Below are 16,990 nucleotides of genomic sequence, written 5' to 3' on the forward strand. Positions count from 1 at the left end.
AAAAGAATCATGGAAGAACAAAACAAGAAAATTCTATTAGTAGAAGACGATCCAAATTTTGGAACTGTTTTAAAAGATTATTTAATGATGAACGATTACGACGTTGTCCATGCTAAAAATGGAATGGAAGGTTTTGAGAAGTTCAAAAAAGACGATTACGATCTTTGTATCCTGGACGTAATGATGCCATATAAAGACGGCTTTACGCTTGCTAAGGAAATCAGAGAAAAAAATACAGATGTGCCAATTATCTTCTTAACTGCTAAAGCAATGAAAGAAGATGTATTAAAAGGCTACAAGGTGGGTGCTGATGATTATTTAAATAAACCTTTTGACAGTGAAGTACTGTTAATGAAAATTAAGGCTATCATGCAACGTAAGGCTACAGATACAGTTGCAGATAGTAAGCAATTTGAATTTAAAATTGGAAGGTTTGATTTAAATTCAAAATTACGTTTCCTAAAGTTTGATGGAGGAGAGCCTGCAAAATTATCACCAAAAGAAAATGAATTATTGCGTTTGTTAGCATTGCATGAAAATGATCTAATGCCAAGAGAGCTTGCATTAACTAAGATATGGAGAGATGATAACTACTTTACATCAAGAAGTATGGATGTTTACATCGCAAAGTTGCGTAAATATTTAAAGCCAGATCCTAACGTAGAAATTCTCAATATTCATGGAGAAGGATTTAGACTTGTGATAAACAACAACGATTAGAAAATTAGAAACCAGCTTTTAGCTGGTTTTTTTTATTTCGTTTTCTAAAAAATCAATAATTTCATTTGTATTGGTTGTATAATCAAACCAATTGATTTCCTTATTTTTTCTAAACCACGTGAGTTGGCGTTTTGCGAATCTTCTTGTATTTTTCTTAATTTCTGATATTGCAATATCCAAGCTTATATTACCGTCAAAAAATTCAAATAATTCTTTGTAGCCTACTGTATTTAAAGCATTTAAATCTCTATATTGATATAATCCTTTAGCTTCGTTAATAAGCCCATTATCAATCATTATATCGACTCGTTGATTGATTCTATTATAGATTAGTTCCCTTTCTGCATCAAGGCCGATTATAATAGTCTTAAATTCTCGTACTTTACCTTTATTGGTAAGAAAGGAACTAAAAGGTTTCCCAGTACCAATACAAATTTCTAAAGCTCTTATTACTCGGTGAGGGTTATCTATAGTTATGTTATCATATGATCTTCCATCCAGTTCCTTTAATTGATTTTGTAAAGACTCTAGTCCTTTATTTTTTAACTGTTGATTTAAGTTTTCCCTAATTGAAGCATCAACATTTGGAAAGTCGTCTAATCCCTTTGTCGCTGCATCTATATATAAACCTGATCCACCAACCATAACTACAACCGGATTAGATTTATGGATGCGATTAATAGTTTCAATAGCATCCTTTTCAAAATCACCTACAGAATATTTCTCTTTTATTGATTTATGTTGAATAAAATGATGTGGTGCAGAGTTTAATTCGTCTTCAGAAGGCACGGCCGTTCCAATATTCATCTCTTTATAAAACTGTCTTGAATCGGCAGATATTATTTCAGTATTAAAATGTTTGGCGATTAAAACACTTAATGAAGTTTTGCCAATTGCTGTAGGACCTATAATGGAAATTAAAGTCTTAGTCATGATTTAATTCATGTCCACATTTATGGCAAAAATGCGAACCATCTTGATGACTGCTATCCAAACAATTAGGGCAAGATTGTGTGTTAGTGTGCACATCTTTTTTATTTATTCTAGTCATTTCTGAAGAAACAATACCAGTAGGTACTGCGATTATACCATAACCCATGATCATTATTATGGAGGCAATGAATTGACCTAATGGTGTAATTGGTGCGATGTCTCCATAACCAACAGTAGTCAATGTTACAATTGCCCAGTAAACACTTCTTGGTATACTAGTAAAACCACTTTCTTTGCTTTCTACCAAGTACATTACGGTACCAAGAATAATACATAGTATTAATACAAAAGATAAAAAAACCGCAATTTTAGCTCTGCTTGTTTTAAGGGCTCTAACAAAATTGGTTGATTCACCTATATAGCGTGTAAGCTTTAAAATTCTGAATACTCTCAACAGGCGTAGTGCTCTAAATGCTACTAGAGAGTGAGAACCTACTAATAATAAGGATAGGTATTTTGGAATTGTAGAAAGCAAGTCTATAATACCATAAAAACTTGTTATATACTTTATGGGTTTTTTTACAACAACTATTCTAGCTATATATTCTATTGAGAATAGAATGGTTATTATCCATTCTGAAATATCTAAAAGACCATGATATTTATTGTCAATAGATTCAACACTTTCTAGCATTACTAGGACAATACTGGCCAATATTGCAATTAATAAAATGACATCAAACAATTTACCTACAGGAGTATCTGCCTCATAAATTATCTCATGAAGTTTTGCTCGCCAGCTATGTTTTTTTGTTGGTTCCATTTATCAAATCTACGAAAACCAATTTATTTTGGTAATTCAACAATTTTCAACCTTTTATTTCTTCGCATATAACTCTGAATAATGTGTTGGGTATCACGATTATTTTGCATTGGTGTTATTAAAGAAGATAAAATTTCACGATTATTTATTTGATGATTCAAATTAAAGAATCCGATACCTCTAAATATACCATCTTCTATTAATACAACACTCTTTTCATCTATATATCTGCCACGATCTATTAACAACATGTCTTTATTATCATAACTATTCTGATCAATAACAGCATTAGCTCGTTTATTGTAAGCTTCTATATCTTCTTCATTTATGCATGCTCCAAAGCATTCCTTTATTTCATATCTAAAACAGCTTGTCTCAGATTTCTCTAATCCAGTAAGTTTTTCGCATAACTCAAACTTTTCAATCATCCTGTTCATAAATGATACACCACTTTGTCTATTAGTAAAGGTGGTAATTGGCTTTTCATTTTGCTTAATCTGGCCTATTCTTAAATTTACGTAGCCTTTATCGTCTATAAAACTGTATAATCCTTGAGAGAATTTGTTTCTCTTCAATGCTCTATTTAGAATGGGTTTATTAGTCTTAATTTCTTCACTCTCCTTTAGAAGTGCCACTAATTCGCTCCCTGTTCTCTCATATGAAACTGACGAAACTTGAAGCTGAATCTTTTTTGATTTGGTGTTCTTATTAGTAAAATGTTGAGTTATGCGTTTTTTAATATTGTTGCTTTTACCTATATAAATGATATTTCCTTCAGAATTATGAATATAGTATACACCAGTCTCTGTTGGCAATTCTTCTATAATGTCACGTAAATTGGATGCTAACTTAGACCTCTGTTCAACCTTAATATTGTCTTTAATAATTTTTTTACTTGAGTCTTTATTCAAGAGCATTTTGAACAACTTTAAAGTGGCCTGTGCATCACCACTTGCTCTATGCCTGTCACTCATAGGTATTCCGAGAGCTCTAGCTAATTTGCCAAGGCTATAAGATTCCATATCTGGAATTAACTGCTTAGACAACTCTACTGTACAAAGCGACTTTCGTTTGTATTTAAAACCGAGTCTATTAAATTCTGTTTTTAGAATTCGATAATCAAAATCTGAGTTATGTGCTACTAATACACAATTTTCGGTAATTTCAACAATACGTTTTGCAACTTCATAAAACTTTGGAGCATTTCTAAGCATTTTAGAATTAATGCCTGTGAGATTAACTACGAATGGTTGAATTTCTCTTTCAGGATTAACCAGAGAAATAAATTGGTCTACAATTTCATGACCGTCATATTTATACACAGCGATTTCAGTAATACCTTCTTCGTTGTATTTGCCACCAGTAGTCTCTATGTCTAGGATTGCGTAAATCTGAAAATATTAATGTGAGTTAATTACGTTTAATTGTAATTTCTAGAACCAAATATACTACTTCCAACCCTAATCATATTGCTACCACAGTCTATAGCAAGATTATAATCACCACTCATACCCATAGAAAGGGTATTAAAAATTGGATTAGTAGATTTTAATTCATCGTAACAGCTTTTCAAGTAGTCAAATTCAGATTTAATCTGGTCTTTATTATCTGTAAAAGTTGCCATGCCCATGAGACCAACGATGTTAACATTGGTACATTCTGCGTAAGATTTTGAATTAAGTAAAGATTGCGCATCGCTTTTACTCATTCCAAATTTTGAATCTTCCTTAGCAATTTTTATTTGTAGCAGACAATCTATTACACGATTATGTTTCATTGCTTGTTTATTGATCTCTTCCATTAATCTTATACTGTCCACTGCATGTATCATACTTACAAATGGAGCCATATATTTAACCTTATTTCTCTGAACATGACCTATCATATGCCATTTAATATCCTTAGGCATAACATCATGTTTTTCAACCATTTCCTGGATTTTATTTTCTCCGAAGATTCTCTGGCCAGCATCGTAAGCTTGCATTAATTCACTAACTGGTTTAGTTTTAGAAACTGCAACCAAGGTAACATCTTCAGGAAGCGTTGACTTGATACTTTGTAAGTTATTTTTAATACTCATAAATCGTAATACCGCTTCTTAGTTTTGGTAATATATAAGTACTTTTAGGAGGCATAGTAAGGCCTTCATCTGCAATTTGTTTCATCTGTTTTACTGTAGCAGGACACATTCCAAAACCAACTCTAAATTCTCCACTGTCAACACTAGATTTAATAGTTATCATTTCGTGTCTACCATGTTGATATTCAATTCTATTGTCATTTCTAAGGTCATCAATTCCTAATATGGGTTGAAGAATTGTTTTATATAATAACTGCGCATCCAGTCGATCTAACGCGGTTTTAAAATCGAAATTTGCTTTGCGTAAATAAAGCGAATAAAATTCACCATCTAAATACATGCTGAAATGATGAGGTCTAGAAGGTGCATATGGTATAGCACCTCTATTTTCAATCCTATACATCGCATCAAGTTTAATTAAAAACTCTTCTTTAGTGAGGCCATTTAAATCTTTAACTAGCCTATTAAATTCTTGAATCACCAAATCTGATTCTGGTATCAGGTATGACATAAAGAAGTTATATGATTCATCACCTTTATGTTTTGGATTGTTCTCTTTTTCATCTTTAAAGAGTAAATATGATGATGCTGATCTATGGTGTCCGTCTGCGATATAGATAGTATTAATTTTCTCAAACTCTTTTTTAAGAGTTTCTATTTGCTCTTCGTCATCAATTTTCCAGAGATAATGGGTGTCTCTATACGTCATGGTGAACTCAAATTCTGCATGTTTCTTTTGAGCATCCTTGATAATTTCTGCAATTATTTCATTATCAGGATATGTTAGCAAAACAGGTTCAGCATTAAAGCCAACAGTTTGCAGATAATTTTTAAAAATTTCCTCTCTTTTTGCAATGGTATCCTCGTGCTTTTTAATTACATCATTTTCGTAATCCTCGGCACTAGTAGCTGCTATTATTCCGTTAAATTCTTGCTTATGTCTATTTACAATTCTATAAGCGTAGTAGACAGGTTTTTCGTCCTTATTGAAAATTCCATCTTCCTTAAATTCGAGATACCTGTTTCTAACAAGTTGGTAACGTTCTGTACCAGTAATAACCTGATCGTATTTATAACCTGGATTTACGATATGTAAAAAACTATAAGGATTATAATCCATACGAGATTCACGCTCATTAATAGTATAACTTTGGTAAGGTCGCGAAGCAACTAGCCCAACAATTGCTCTTGTTGGTTTTACAGCTTTAAACGGAATTACTTTTGCCATTTTTTATTTTTGATTCCAGTATTATGCAAATTGACTAGCAACTTTTTCTGCCTTTCTAGTTTGAGAATAGTCATAAAATCCTTCTCCAGATTTCACACCTAATTTACCAGCTCTTACCATATTTACTAATAATGGACATGGTGCATACTTTGGATTTTTAAAACCATCGTACATTACATTTAAAATTGATAGACAAACATCTAATCCTATAAAATCTGCCAATTGCAAAGGACCCATTGGATGAGCCATTCCTAGTTTCATTACTGTGTCAATTTCACTCACACCTGCCACACCATTATACAAGGTCTCAATAGATTCGTTGATCATTGGCATCAATATACGGTTTGCAACAAAGCCTGGATAATCATTTACTTCCGTGGGTATTTTCCCTAAAGTTTTAGATAGTTCCATTATGGTATTGGTAGCCTCATCACTTGTGCTATAGCCTCTTATGATTTCTACCAGTTTCATAATTGGTACTGGGTTCATAAAATGCATACCAATTACCTTATCAGGCCTTGATGTCACAGCCGCTATTTGAGTAATTGAGATAGATGAGGTATTTGTTGCCAATATGGTTTCTTCCTGGCACAAGTCATCCAACTGATTGAAAATTTTAAGTTTAAGATCGACGTTTTCAGTTGCAGCTTCAACAACAAGTCCTACATTTTCGACTCCCTTTGAAATGTCTGTAAATGTTGTAATGTTGCCTAAAGTATCTGATTTATTAGCCTCACTAATTTTTTCCTTAACTACCATTCTATCTAAATTTTTAGAAATGGTTTCCATACCTTTTTTTAACGAGGCCTCATTAATATCTATTAATTGTACTTTAAATCCAGATTGTGCGAATGTATGGGCTATTCCATTACCCATTGTACCTGCACCAATAACTGCTACATTTTTCATTCTTTTCTAATTTTAAATAGTTTACTTTAAAACTGATTGATAATCATGGTTGCAACTCGCAACGCTTCTGTGCCATCATGTAAAGTTACGATTGGCTTGGTATTATTGTTAATAGCATCTGCGAAGGTTTCTAGCTCATCTAAAATGGCATTATTATTTTCAATAGATGGGTTATCAAAATAGATTTGTTTTTTAACACCTTCTGCATTTTGTAGTATCATATCAAAATCACCAGGATTTTCTGGTGCGTCTTTCATTTTAACCACCTCACATTTTTTTTCTAAAAAATCAACTGATATATAAGCATCTTTCTGGAAAAAACGTGACTTACGCATATTTTTTAATGAAATACGACTTGCCGTTAGATTGGCAACACATCCATTTTTAAACTCTATCCTTGCATTTGCAATATCTGGTGTTTCACTGACTACTGAAACACCACTAGCTGAGATATGTTTTACGGGTGAATTCACAACACTTAAAATAATATCTATGTCATGAATCATTAAATCTAAAACAACAGGTACGTCTGTACCACGTGGATTAAATTCAGCTAATCTATGCGTTTCAATAAACATTGGGTTTTGTATTTGATCTCTAACACCAATAAATGCTGGGTTAAAACGCTCTACATGGCCAACCTGTCCTTTAACACCATGTTCTCCTACCAAAGTTCTTATAGCTTCAGCTTCTTCAACTGTGTTTGTAATTGGTTTTTCAATAAAAATATGCTTGCCTTTTTTGATAGCTTGTTTTGCACAATCATAATGTGAAAGAGTAGGTGTAACGATATCTACGACATCAACAGCATCAATTAATGCTTCAATAGTATCAAAATATTTATACCCAAATTCGTCTGTAACTCTTTGCGCATTTTCAGGGTCAGCATCGTAAAAACCAACTAGCTCATATTTCTGAGATTCATTGAGAAGTCTAAGATGAATTTTACCAAGGTGACCAGCACCGAGAACACCAGCTTTTAGCATATTTTTAGTTTTTAACAAAAATAATCGTTTTGGATGAAAAATTTAAAAAAGAAAACCTAAAAAACTGAGATAATAGCAATAAAATAATCTTTTTAAACATGCTTTGAACTTGCTTTAGATTCTAGTAATTTTGGGATAAAATAATTTTGATTTGAAGGACACGTTTAAACATAAAGGAATGCGTCAACAATTAGTTGATACAATTAAAAAGAAAGGCATAAAAGACGAACGAGTTTTAGGTGCCATAGGCAAAATCCCCAGGCACCTATTTATGGATTCTGGATTTATTGACCACGCTTATGTAGACAAGGCATTCCCAATAGCTGCCGATCAAACGATTTCACAACCCTATACTGTGGCTTTTCAAACGGAATTAATGCAAGTTAAACCAGGTGATAAGGTATTGGAAATTGGTACAGGAAGTGGTTACCAATGTGCAGTACTGGTTGAACTTGGAGCTAAAGTTTTTAGTATTGAACGTCAACAAGAATTATTCAAGAAAACCTCTAAGTTTCTACCTAAAATAGGGTATAGAGCCAAAAAGCTGATTTTTGGCGACGGTTATAAAGGACTAGCAGATGAGGCACCATTTGACAGTATTATAGTTACTGCAGGTGCACCCTTTGTACCTAAACCACTTTTAAGTCAGCTTAAAGTAGGAGGTAGGCTGGTCATCCCTGTTGGAGACAGCGTGCAAACCATGACTTTATACTTAAGAAAAGGCGAAAAGGAATTTGAAAAACACGAATTTGGTGAATTCAGGTTTGTGCCACTACTAGAAGATAAAAACTAGTTTGTTGCCTTTATAAATGCATCTTTACCACCAACTATTGGTAAAGACAAAGTAGTTTCATCTAATTTCACTGATAATTCTGTACCAGGTTTTGGATGTAACGTAAATTCTGAATCACTTGAAAATATCATAAGTCCTATTTGTTGCCCTTTTCTTATCACCTGATCATCTGGCTGTAAATCAAAATTTACTGTATAAAATTTACCAGGTTCTAAGGCCTCTTCATTAGTAATGGACTTATAGTTTCTTGGGTCTGCCCAACCTCTTGTAATGATATTATCAGTTATTTTTACATCGTTGCCATTTTCCCAAGGTAAGGATACTAACCAAACCGATAAATTCGCCACAGATTTGTTGCTAGAAAGTGTTATACTAACTTTTGGAACTCCAGAAATATGTAAATCTTCAGTTAATGTTGCAGTTGTGTATAATAATCTATTATTTGATGATTCTGCGGTTGCTAAATCCTTGCCACTAAAATTATAATCGTCTATTATTTTTTCAACATTATTCGAGGGTTGGTCCATGTTTAAATTACCAGTCGTGTTGCCACCAGCAGTTAAATTTAATTTTACAAATTCGGCATCTGGATTTGGATAATCCTTATAAGGTGTTGGCTTTAATCTGTCATCATATTCACGAACTATGTATGCCTTGTAATCTTCTTTATCAACACCATTATCAATACCATGAAGATATTTTGTAAACCATTTATTCATCATTGAAATTGGTGGTGGTCCACCGTGACCAACTTGATGATAATAGATTTGTGATGGCAGGCCTTTTTCTCGTGCAGCCTTGTAGATTCTATAACTATGTTCAGGCATTACGTTCCAGTCATTAAATCCGTGAGACATTAATAAGGCAGCTTTCATTTTATCCATTTGGTTGAGGTAATCTCTACCAGACCAAAAATCATTTAAATCTCCTGTTTCTCGGTCCATTTCATTGCGCATTTCTGTATCCCTTATGGTTTTGTTATTATATGGTCTGCGATTTTCATCACCACTATGGACAAAATCATATAAAACATCAATGTCTTCTCCTAAATATCCGCCAGGAGATCTAACAAGTCCGTTAGAACGGTAATAGTGATAGTAAGATGTGTTTGGTGCAATAGGAATTATTACTTCTAAACCTTCAACTCCAGTAGTCGCAGCTGCTAAAGGTAATGTACCGTTATAAGAAGTTCCAGTCATGCCAACTTTTCCTGTTGACCAATAAGCTTTAACTTCTTCATTTCCATCTCTTTCTGAATATCCTTTTGCTCTTCCACATAACCAATCAATAACGGTTTTGGGAGCAAGTGATTCATTCTTTCCTCCAATTGTTGGTGCTCCATCTGAAAGACCTGTACCTGGAGAACTTGAGTGTACCACAATATAACCTCTTGGAACCCATTTTCTAATATGTGAATTTGAAATTATTGGTCTTTTCCCTCTCCGTTGAACCTCAGGATGGAATCGTTCTTCTCCAATTTCACCAAGTTCATGTTGAACATTCCACATTGTACCAGGAGCATCAGCTGCAACTCCAGCAAAATAAGGACTAGTCACGTAAATAATAGGAAGTTTAAGCCCTTCGGTATCTGTTTGTTCTGGCCTTGTTACCGAAACGTGCATTCTATCTGGGTCTCCATCGCCATCAGTATCAAATTCAGTTTCAACCCAAAGATCATGTCTCACCCAATACTCAGGATTGCTAAATGCCTCTACAATTTGGGCTTCACCATCTTTAAAAATAGGTACTGCCTTAGTTTCGGTTTGTTGTGCACAACTGAATATTGAAAAGGTTAATGCAAGAGTTAAAAATGATTTTGTTTTTATTGAAAGCTTCATTCGATAGAATTTTTTTGTTGGTTAAATATAGTACCCTCTGTTATGAATACATAAATTATAACAGATATTTAAGATGGTAGTAATTATGTATTATTGCTTAGGTAAATAACGCTCAGGAATTGGATTATCCTTAGATTCTTGCATCCAATAGATATTAATAATCCACCAACGTACTCCATCGTTCATTAATTGAATACTGTTGATGCCTCTCATAAATGGTTTTTCGTCATTCTTAGTCTTAAATGATTCATAGGTGCTAAATACGTGAGAAATATTTCCAAATGTTTCAACAATTCTATTTGTTTCAACTTCGTAAAAACCATTTTCAAACAACCATTTCCCAGATGTATTAATGTAATCGTCTGGAGACATAAATCTAGCGATATGCATTCCTTCATTGTTTTTGCCGGATGGAATAAGTTTGGCATTTTCATAAAACAAGTGCTTGAATAAATCCCAATCTCTTTCAACACCAGCATCACCTGAAATGACAGAGTATAAAGTTTCAATTGTATTGTCTAAGGATGAGACTTGTAAAGAATAGTCTTTCTTTTCTGTCTCTTGTGAATTTATTCCAAATGAAATAAATACAAAAAGTAAAAGGAATCGTTTCATGCAGTAAAGTTAAAAGAATTTTAGTCCAAATAAAATGGCATCACCTTTAAACCCACTTTGATAAGAGCGTACATAATCTACTCGCAGAAATCGCCATTTTCCCCAGCCTATATTGTCTATACCAATAGTATATTCTTGATAAGGTTTATTGTCTGGTGTTGCTAGGTTATGTGCACCTAATATTAGATTGAAATTTAGTTTATTGATCAGTGGCAATTTACCGAGTATAAAACCATTAAAGTCATGTTCGGCATGCATTTCTAAATAACTATCGTTGGTACTTAAATCATAATATCCGAGATTATTAAAAACATCTGTATAATTACCACGACTACTAACATTTATTTGATTACCATTAAAATGCTGATAATCCATAAAAGCAATATTCTCTGCATTAAAGAATTTTCCTAGCCTTAGATTATAATTGAACCTTCCTTTATCTGCTATATTGAAGGATTGGTAAAGCCTTGCTTTAATTTGATCAAAATTATAATCACTATTGGATGAGCCTAGTCCTTTTTCATAACTTAAAACTAGGGTTGGGTATTTGTCTGTTGAAACATTGAATTTACTATCAGGATAACTCAAATATTTTTGACCAAAGTTAAATCTTCCAGATATATTTAACTTTATAATATTGTGAACTTCAAATGGAGCAGAAGAATTGATGGGATCTAATGGATTGTTGCTTAAATATTCTTTATCGTCTTGCGGATAAAAGGTTTGATCAGTCGTATTAAACAAAGGGCTTCTATTTTCATAAGAAAGACTTGAAAAAAGCCTAAATCCATTAAATAATTCTTCTGAGTAATTTAATTGAACAAAACCGCGTTCGTACAGTTTCATATAATTTTCTTCAAAAAACAGAGTTGCTACTGAATTCCAGAATGGTCTTATGGGATTAGATCCATTATATTGTACCACCTGCACACCAGTAGTTAAAGTTAAAAAAGCTCTTGAAGTGTCATTAAACTTAAAGGACAAAGCACCTGTTCCTCTTAATTTTCTTTCTGAAAACCCATATTGAAAGCCAACATTTGCCCTGAAATATCGCTTAAAGTCATCGTAATTTTTTGTATAAAATATATTGGCATTAGCTGTATACCCTTGTACTGTATTGAATTGAACACCTCCAAGTGGAACATCAAAACCAAGGCTATAATCTTTAAAAGAATTTTGATAGGTATAGCCAAGTATATCATTAAGTTTAAATCTATTGTTTTCTCTGTCAAGAGAATCTAAATAGGGTCTTGATTCTTTTACTTCTTGAATACTATCTTTTCTGGTGTAATCTGTACTTTCTTCTAATGTTAGTGGTACTGGTCTTATTTGCTTCCAGAAGAGGGAGTCTTTTTTATTGGCCTTATCTTCAAAGGTAACTAATTCTGGACCAAAGTCTTTTGAGGTTAAACCACTATTGAACTTATAATTGCTATAAACTGCCGTGAATCTTCCATCACCTTTAATTCCGAAGAACTTATATTTAAAATCAATACTTTGGGAAATTAGTGCCCAGATATCTTCCTTTTCTGAATAAGAAAAACTTTGTTGAAGGGATATTATATCTACTGCAGGAATTCTTGCCTGTACTCCAGTAATATCCAATTCTAGTGCATAGATGGTCCATTGGTCTTCAACGATGTAAATAGAACCCGAAAAAATAGGATCGTTTTCTCGCTTAGGTATAACATTAATTTTATTTATAAGGTTACCTCTTTCGTCATAGAAAACGCCTTCTAATTTATAGCGATAATAACTGAAGGCATTATTTGCAATAGGAGAGATGATTTCATTGCCAAATTCTACTGTGTTGTTATAGAAATTGAAATCTACATCAATAGCATTGTTAAAGCTAAAACCACTATTATCGCCACTTACTTTAGATGCAGTTATTTTTTCTTTTAGTTTATCAGGTCTTAAAAATTGAATTTTAGATATTGTTTCAGAAAGGTAAATAATTCCGCTTCTCGTAGAATCCAAGCCACCTCCAAGATCACCAACTTCTTGACCTAATATTTTTTCTGGTGCGTCTTTTATTCGTATAAGTCCACGAGAATAAAAGTCTGCTTGATATGAATTGATTTTTTCTAAATTCTCCTTACGCTTAGCAATTGCTCTTCGCATTATTAAATTAGCCGGATTCTCCTGCGAATCAACAACCACCTCTCCAAGTGTTAAAGATCCTTCTTCTAAAATGATATCAATTGTAAATGGAAATGCCTCAATTGCAACTTTCTTTTTTACGGTTTTAAATCCTAAATAAGTAAAAACTATTGTATAGGTTTTAGCTTCCTTTACATTTAGTTCATAATAACCATCATCATTTGTGGTTGTTCCAGTATAGGTATTTTCAATTATTACATTGACGAAGGGTAATGGGTTGTTATTAGAATCTGTAATAGTTCCTTTTATTTGGGCAGACAATAAATAACTAAACAAAGTGAAAATTAGGCAGAGTACTGTTTTATTCATAGAAATTGATTGATTAGCTTTAAATAAGTTGATTTTAAAATAAATTATAAACCATCTATTCTATTTCAAACTTAGACTAATTCTCAACGCGTAAAAGTTATAGCCTTCTTAAAGTTATCGGAAACTTTTCTTAATGCGATCTAAGTTCCTTTTGTTGTCACGGTCTTTTATTGTTTCCCGTTTATCAAAAAGTTTTTTACCCTTGGCTAAAGCAATTTCTAGTTTAGCTAATCCTTTTTCGTTTATGAATAAGCGAAGCGGTATAATCGCCATACCCTTAACGTTAACTTCCTTTTCGAGTTTTTTTAGTTCTCTTTTATTTAACAGCAGTTTACGTTCTGCTTTTGGTTTGTGGTTATAGTAATTTCCAAATGCATACTCTTCAATCGTCATATTGATTACAAAAAGCTCACCTTTATCGTTAAATTCACAAAAGCTCTCAGCAATTGAGGCCTTACTTGCTCTTATAGACTTTATCTCAGTACCGGTTAATACAATTCCAGCAGTATATCTATCAACTATCTCATATTGAAATTTAGCCTTTTTATTCAGTATGTTAACCGTTTTTTGCATGGGTTGCAAAGGTAGTTGTTAATGTTAAAAGTTAAAAGTTTATTAGAACAAAGTCATCTTAGTAAGCATATGATTAGATTTACGACTTCATAACAAATTTTAGTAATGAAAAACCTTATAACATTTTGCCTATTCCTTTTATGCCTAGGCTGTCAGGAAGAGAACAAACAATCATCTTTAAGTGCAGATGAAATAGTTAATAAATCAATAGAAGTGTCTGGTGGTGAACGGTTTGGTAGTTCAGAGATAAAATTTGATTTTAGAGATAAATTCTATTTTGCACAACGAAAACAAGGTAACTTTTTATTAGCTAGAAGCTTTTTCAAGGATAACGATAGTATAACAGATTTTTTAACTAATGACGAATTTAAGCGTTTAGTAGGAGAGGATTTTATTGTGGTTGCTGATTCAATGATTACTAAATATAGAGCATCGGTTAATTCTGTACATTATTTTTCAGTTTTACCATATGGATTAAATGATGCTGCTGTTAATAAATTCTTTCTGGGAGAAGAGGAAATAAAAAACAAAACCTATTATAAAATTAAAGTTACATTCAATAAAGAAGGTGGCGGAGAGGATTTTGAAGATGTTTTTATCTATTGGATTGATAAAGAGACTTTTAAAGTGCAATACCTCGCATATTCATATAATGAAGATGATGGTGTTGGTATGCGTTTTAGAGAGGCCTTTAATGAACGTTTTATAGAAGGGATTAGATTTGTAGACTATAACAATTATAAGTCTTCAGATGGTTTAATGTCACTTATTGATTTAGGTAAGTTATTTGAAAAAAATAAGCTCAATTTACTATCTAAAATTGAGCTTAAGAATATTGTCGTTAATGACTTATAAATTTAGGTTATCTACCTAGATAGCCTCCATCTACAGGTATTATTGTACCAGTGATATAGTCACTTGCAGACGAAGATAAAAATACAGCAAGACCTTTAAGATCATCACCAGTTCCCCATCTTTTCATTGGTACTCTCATAAATACCTCTTCAGTTCTTTTTTTATCATTAATTAATGCAGTATTTAATTGTGTGTCCATATAACCTGGAGCTATTCCATTGACACATATTCCTCTTGAAGCCCAATCATTTGATAAGGCCTTGGTTAATTGACCTACACCGCCTTTTGATGCTGCATAAGCAGGAATTGTGATACCTCCTAGAAAGCTCATTAATGAAGCAATATTTATGATTTTACCACCACCTTGTTTCAACATAGTATTACCAGCAAGTTTGCAATAATGAAAAGTTGCATCTAGATTTATCGCAATAACTTTGGACCATTCATCATCTGGAAAATTTTCACTCGAATATCTCCTTTGAATACCAGCGGAATTAATTAAGATATCAACTCTACCGCCTAATATTTCTAATGCTTTTGCATAAGAGTCATCTATTTGAGATTTAATGCTTACATCGGCTTGTATAGCGTCAACGTCAAGTCCGTTTTTCTTAAATTTATTACTAAATTCAAATGCACGTTTATCATAATCGATAATTACAGTTTGGGCTCCGGCTTCAGAAATTGCTTCAACCATTGCAATGCCAAGATCTCCAGCACCACCAACTACGATGGCTTTTTTTCCTTTTAGGCTAAAAGTTTCTAATATGTTTTTTTTCATTTTAAAAGAATCTAATCATTTACATACCTCTCATTAATGGTATTTGTAAAAATTATTTTTTTGATTGGTTATTATTTATGAGTTTCCTTTAGTTTTTTAGTTGTGATAATCTTCTGGATTCCATAATGGAGTCCATTCTATTATCATATCTTCGCCATCTTCGCCCTTAACATCTAAAATTTCTTTTATGTCAAGAATGGTTTGATTAGTCTCTTCTATGGAATCACTAGCTGTATAAATTCTGTACAATATCTGTCTCTCTGTACCAACCCATTCAGGCATTACGGTATCACCTTGCTTAAATCTCTCTACGACAAAATTGACGTTTTTATGATTCTTAATTTCATCTAATCCTTTAATAGATTCTATTTTGCCGTCTTTTAATAATATCCAAATAGAACATGCACTTTTACCACGAAACATATAATCATTTTGTTCAGCAAAATTGTCTTCGCCAAATTTTCCGGTTAATGCAAAATTCAACAACGTTTTTCTATGGTCAAAACCATTGATATGAGCTAAATGTATGTGAGGTGCCTCACCCTGCAAACGGAACCCAGGATCATAACTATAGAATACTCCATCCTCTACAAAAAACTGAACATTTAATACTCCGTTTTGAACTTCTGTCGCTTTAAATAATTCACTTATTTTTGGATGAACTTCTTCTACAAAAGATTTGGTGTATTTCGAAGGGTAAACTGTTGATAATGCAATTGGGCTAGAATCTCCTTGAATTCTTGTTAAAATTCTGTCGTAGGTTGCTGACAAATATGGTACTCCGTCTTTAAAAGTATAATATACGGCCATATCATCACAATTGGAATCCATGTATTTTTCTACCATGACAATTCCTTTTTTGGAGAATTTTAAAGCATTTGTTACAGTCTGTCTATAATCTTCTTCGTTTCTACATATTTTCATTCCTACGCCACCGCCGCTGTCTACAGGTTTTACCATGAGGGGTAAATCTACGTTAGTTGGTTTTCTTATTTCCTCATCTTTATGAAGGTAAATACCAGGTATGTCTTGTACTCCATGTTCAGCACAATATCGTTTATATCCACTTTTACTGCAAAATGCCTCAATGGTACCATCTGTTGCATAACAAGGTAAATTTAGTTTTTCGCAAATTTCTCTATACGGTTTTACTAAAATATCTGCCACACCAACAAGTACTCCATCAACCTCATTATCTTGTGCTACTTTCACTATTCCGTCAATATCAAACCCATCAATATCATAGGTTTCTTTAGCAAATTTCTTGGCTGGTGCATTTGGGTTGGGATCAATTACAATTGTATGTAAACCCATGTTATTTGCTACTTCAACAAGGACACCTGTTTCCGGATTTCCGCCAAGGATTATTATTTTTTTAGACATA

General features: G+C 32.8%; 16 protein-coding genes. 3 read left to right on the plus strand and 13 right to left on the minus strand.

Annotation, left to right across the window (positions count from 1 at the left end; all coding sequences use genetic code 11):
• Window positions 1-9 precede the first annotated feature (9 nt).
• Window positions 10-720 (plus strand): response regulator transcription factor, encoded by a 711-nt coding sequence (locus tag LBV24_RS06095; RefSeq protein WP_114301699.1) that lies wholly within the window; start codon window positions 10-12, stop codon window positions 718-720.
• Between the two features lie 18 nt (window positions 721-738).
• Here the strand turns inward: LBV24_RS06095 and miaA are convergent, their stop codons facing one another.
• Genes miaA through LBV24_RS06130 form a run of 7 tightly spaced genes read right to left on the minus strand, consistent with a single transcriptional unit; the run spans window position 739 to window position 7,679 of the window.
• Entirely contained in the window at window positions 739-1,653 is a 915-nt protein-coding gene (miaA, locus tag LBV24_RS06100; RefSeq protein ID WP_224477714.1) for a tRNA (adenosine(37)-N6)-dimethylallyltransferase MiaA, read from the minus strand.
• Window positions 1,646-2,476 carry an ion transporter gene (locus tag LBV24_RS06105; protein ID WP_224477715.1) on the minus strand — a complete coding sequence of 277 codons (831 nt, stop codon included), beginning with the start codon at window positions 2,474-2,476 and terminating at the stop codon, window positions 1,646-1,648. Before LBV24_RS06105 ends, miaA begins: the two co-directional genes overlap by 8 nt.
• Before the next feature lie 23 nt (window positions 2,477-2,499).
• Window positions 2,500-3,867: a 3'-5' exonuclease family protein gene (locus tag LBV24_RS06110; RefSeq protein ID WP_224478219.1), complete on the minus strand. Its 1,368-nt coding sequence runs from the start codon at window positions 3,865-3,867 to the stop codon at window positions 2,500-2,502.
• A gap of 29 nt (window positions 3,868-3,896) precedes the next feature.
• On the minus strand, window positions 3,897-4,556 hold the full coding sequence (locus tag LBV24_RS06115; RefSeq protein ID WP_224477716.1) for a YggS family pyridoxal phosphate-dependent enzyme: 660 nt from the start codon (window positions 4,554-4,556) through the stop codon (window positions 3,897-3,899).
• Window positions 4,546-5,784 (minus strand): DUF1015 domain-containing protein, encoded by a 1,239-nt coding sequence (locus LBV24_RS06120; protein WP_224477717.1) that lies wholly within the window; start codon window positions 5,782-5,784, stop codon window positions 4,546-4,548. Before LBV24_RS06120 ends, LBV24_RS06115 begins: the two co-directional genes overlap by 11 nt.
• Before the next feature lie 21 nt (window positions 5,785-5,805).
• Window positions 5,806-6,693, minus strand: a complete 888-nt coding sequence (locus LBV24_RS06125; RefSeq protein WP_224477718.1) for a 3-hydroxybutyryl-CoA dehydrogenase — start codon at window positions 6,691-6,693, stop codon at window positions 5,806-5,808.
• Window positions 6,694-6,719: 26 nt separating this feature from the next.
• Window positions 6,720-7,679, minus strand: coding sequence for a Gfo/Idh/MocA family protein (locus LBV24_RS06130; RefSeq protein ID WP_224478220.1), 960 nt, complete (start codon window positions 7,677-7,679; stop codon window positions 6,720-6,722).
• A gap of 151 nt (window positions 7,680-7,830) precedes the next feature.
• On the opposite strand from LBV24_RS06130, the gene LBV24_RS06135 reads away from it, so the two are divergent.
• Window positions 7,831-8,472 (plus strand): protein-L-isoaspartate(D-aspartate) O-methyltransferase, encoded by a 642-nt coding sequence (locus LBV24_RS06135; protein WP_224477719.1) that lies wholly within the window; start codon window positions 7,831-7,833, stop codon window positions 8,470-8,472.
• On the opposite strand, the gene LBV24_RS06140 is transcribed toward LBV24_RS06135, so the two are convergent.
• The 4 genes from LBV24_RS06140 to smpB form a co-directional block, all read right to left on the minus strand.
• Window positions 8,469-10,310: a Xaa-Pro dipeptidyl-peptidase gene (locus LBV24_RS06140; RefSeq protein WP_224477720.1), complete on the minus strand. Its 1,842-nt coding sequence runs from the start codon at window positions 10,308-10,310 to the stop codon at window positions 8,469-8,471. The two genes, LBV24_RS06135 and LBV24_RS06140, sit on opposite strands and share 4 nt — an antisense overlap.
• A gap of 90 nt (window positions 10,311-10,400) precedes the next feature.
• A complete protein-coding gene (locus LBV24_RS06145; RefSeq protein ID WP_224477721.1) occupies window positions 10,401-10,925 on the minus strand; it encodes a hypothetical protein in 525 nt (174 codons plus the stop codon).
• A gap of 9 nt (window positions 10,926-10,934) precedes the next feature.
• Complete coding sequence (locus tag LBV24_RS06150; protein ID WP_224477722.1) at window positions 10,935-13,397, minus strand: DUF5686 and carboxypeptidase regulatory-like domain-containing protein; 2,463 nt, start codon at window positions 13,395-13,397, stop codon at window positions 10,935-10,937.
• 114 nt (window positions 13,398-13,511) lie between these two features.
• Window positions 13,512-13,970: an SsrA-binding protein SmpB gene (gene smpB, locus LBV24_RS06155; RefSeq protein WP_224477723.1), complete on the minus strand. Its 459-nt coding sequence runs from the start codon at window positions 13,968-13,970 to the stop codon at window positions 13,512-13,514.
• Between the two features lie 105 nt (window positions 13,971-14,075).
• Between smpB and LBV24_RS06160 the strand changes: the two genes are divergently transcribed.
• Window positions 14,076-14,825, plus strand: coding sequence for a DUF6503 family protein (locus LBV24_RS06160; RefSeq protein ID WP_224477724.1), 750 nt, complete (start codon window positions 14,076-14,078; stop codon window positions 14,823-14,825).
• 7 nt (window positions 14,826-14,832) lie between these two features.
• On the opposite strand, the gene LBV24_RS06165 is transcribed toward LBV24_RS06160, so the two are convergent.
• Window positions 14,833-15,606, minus strand: coding sequence for an SDR family oxidoreductase (locus LBV24_RS06165; RefSeq protein WP_224477725.1), 774 nt, complete (start codon window positions 15,604-15,606; stop codon window positions 14,833-14,835).
• A 96-nt stretch (window positions 15,607-15,702) separates the two neighbouring features.
• Window positions 15,703-16,989 (minus strand): ATP-grasp domain-containing protein, encoded by a 1,287-nt coding sequence (locus tag LBV24_RS06170; RefSeq protein ID WP_224477726.1) that lies wholly within the window; start codon window positions 16,987-16,989, stop codon window positions 15,703-15,705.
• Between the last annotated feature and the right edge of the window lies 1 nt (window position 16,990).

The organism is Winogradskyella vincentii, from assembly GCF_020166345.1.
Classification (GTDB): domain Bacteria; phylum Bacteroidota; class Bacteroidia; order Flavobacteriales; family Flavobacteriaceae; genus Winogradskyella; species Winogradskyella vincentii.

Excerpts from the sequence above, each read along its gene's own strand:
- LBV24_RS06095 (WP_114301699.1), top strand. The coding sequence starts at position 10 with ATGGAAGAACAAAACAAGAAAATTCTATTAGTAGAAGACGATCCAAAT.
- miaA (WP_224477714.1), bottom strand. The coding sequence starts at position 1,653 with ATGACTAAGACTTTAATTTCCATTATAGGTCCTACAGCAATTGGCAAA.
- LBV24_RS06105 (WP_224477715.1), bottom strand. The coding sequence starts at position 2,476 with ATGGAACCAACAAAAAAACATAGCTGGCGAGCAAAACTTCATGAGATA.
- LBV24_RS06115 (WP_224477716.1), bottom strand. The coding sequence starts at position 4,556 with ATGAGTATTAAAAATAACTTACAAAGTATCAAGTCAACGCTTCCTGAA.
- LBV24_RS06120 (WP_224477717.1), bottom strand. The coding sequence starts at position 5,784 with ATGGCAAAAGTAATTCCGTTTAAAGCTGTAAAACCAACAAGAGCAATT.
- LBV24_RS06125 (WP_224477718.1), bottom strand. The coding sequence starts at position 6,693 with ATGAAAAATGTAGCAGTTATTGGTGCAGGTACAATGGGTAATGGAATA.
- LBV24_RS06130 (WP_224478220.1), bottom strand. The coding sequence starts at position 7,679 with ATGCTAAAAGCTGGTGTTCTCGGTGCTGGTCACCTTGGTAAAATTCAT.
- LBV24_RS06140 (WP_224477720.1), bottom strand. The coding sequence starts at position 10,310 with ATGAAGCTTTCAATAAAAACAAAATCATTTTTAACTCTTGCATTAACC.
- LBV24_RS06145 (WP_224477721.1), bottom strand. The coding sequence starts at position 10,925 with ATGAAACGATTCCTTTTACTTTTTGTATTTATTTCATTTGGAATAAAT.
- LBV24_RS06150 (WP_224477722.1), bottom strand. The coding sequence starts at position 13,397 with ATGAATAAAACAGTACTCTGCCTAATTTTCACTTTGTTTAGTTATTTA.
- smpB (WP_224477723.1), bottom strand. The coding sequence starts at position 13,970 with ATGCAAAAAACGGTTAACATACTGAATAAAAAGGCTAAATTTCAATAT.
- LBV24_RS06160 (WP_224477724.1), top strand. The coding sequence starts at position 14,076 with ATGAAAAACCTTATAACATTTTGCCTATTCCTTTTATGCCTAGGCTGT.
- LBV24_RS06165 (WP_224477725.1), bottom strand. The coding sequence starts at position 15,606 with ATGAAAAAAAACATATTAGAAACTTTTAGCCTAAAAGGAAAAAAAGCC.
- LBV24_RS06170 (WP_224477726.1), bottom strand. The coding sequence starts at position 16,989 with ATGTCTAAAAAAATAATAATCCTTGGCGGAAATCCGGAAACAGGTGTC.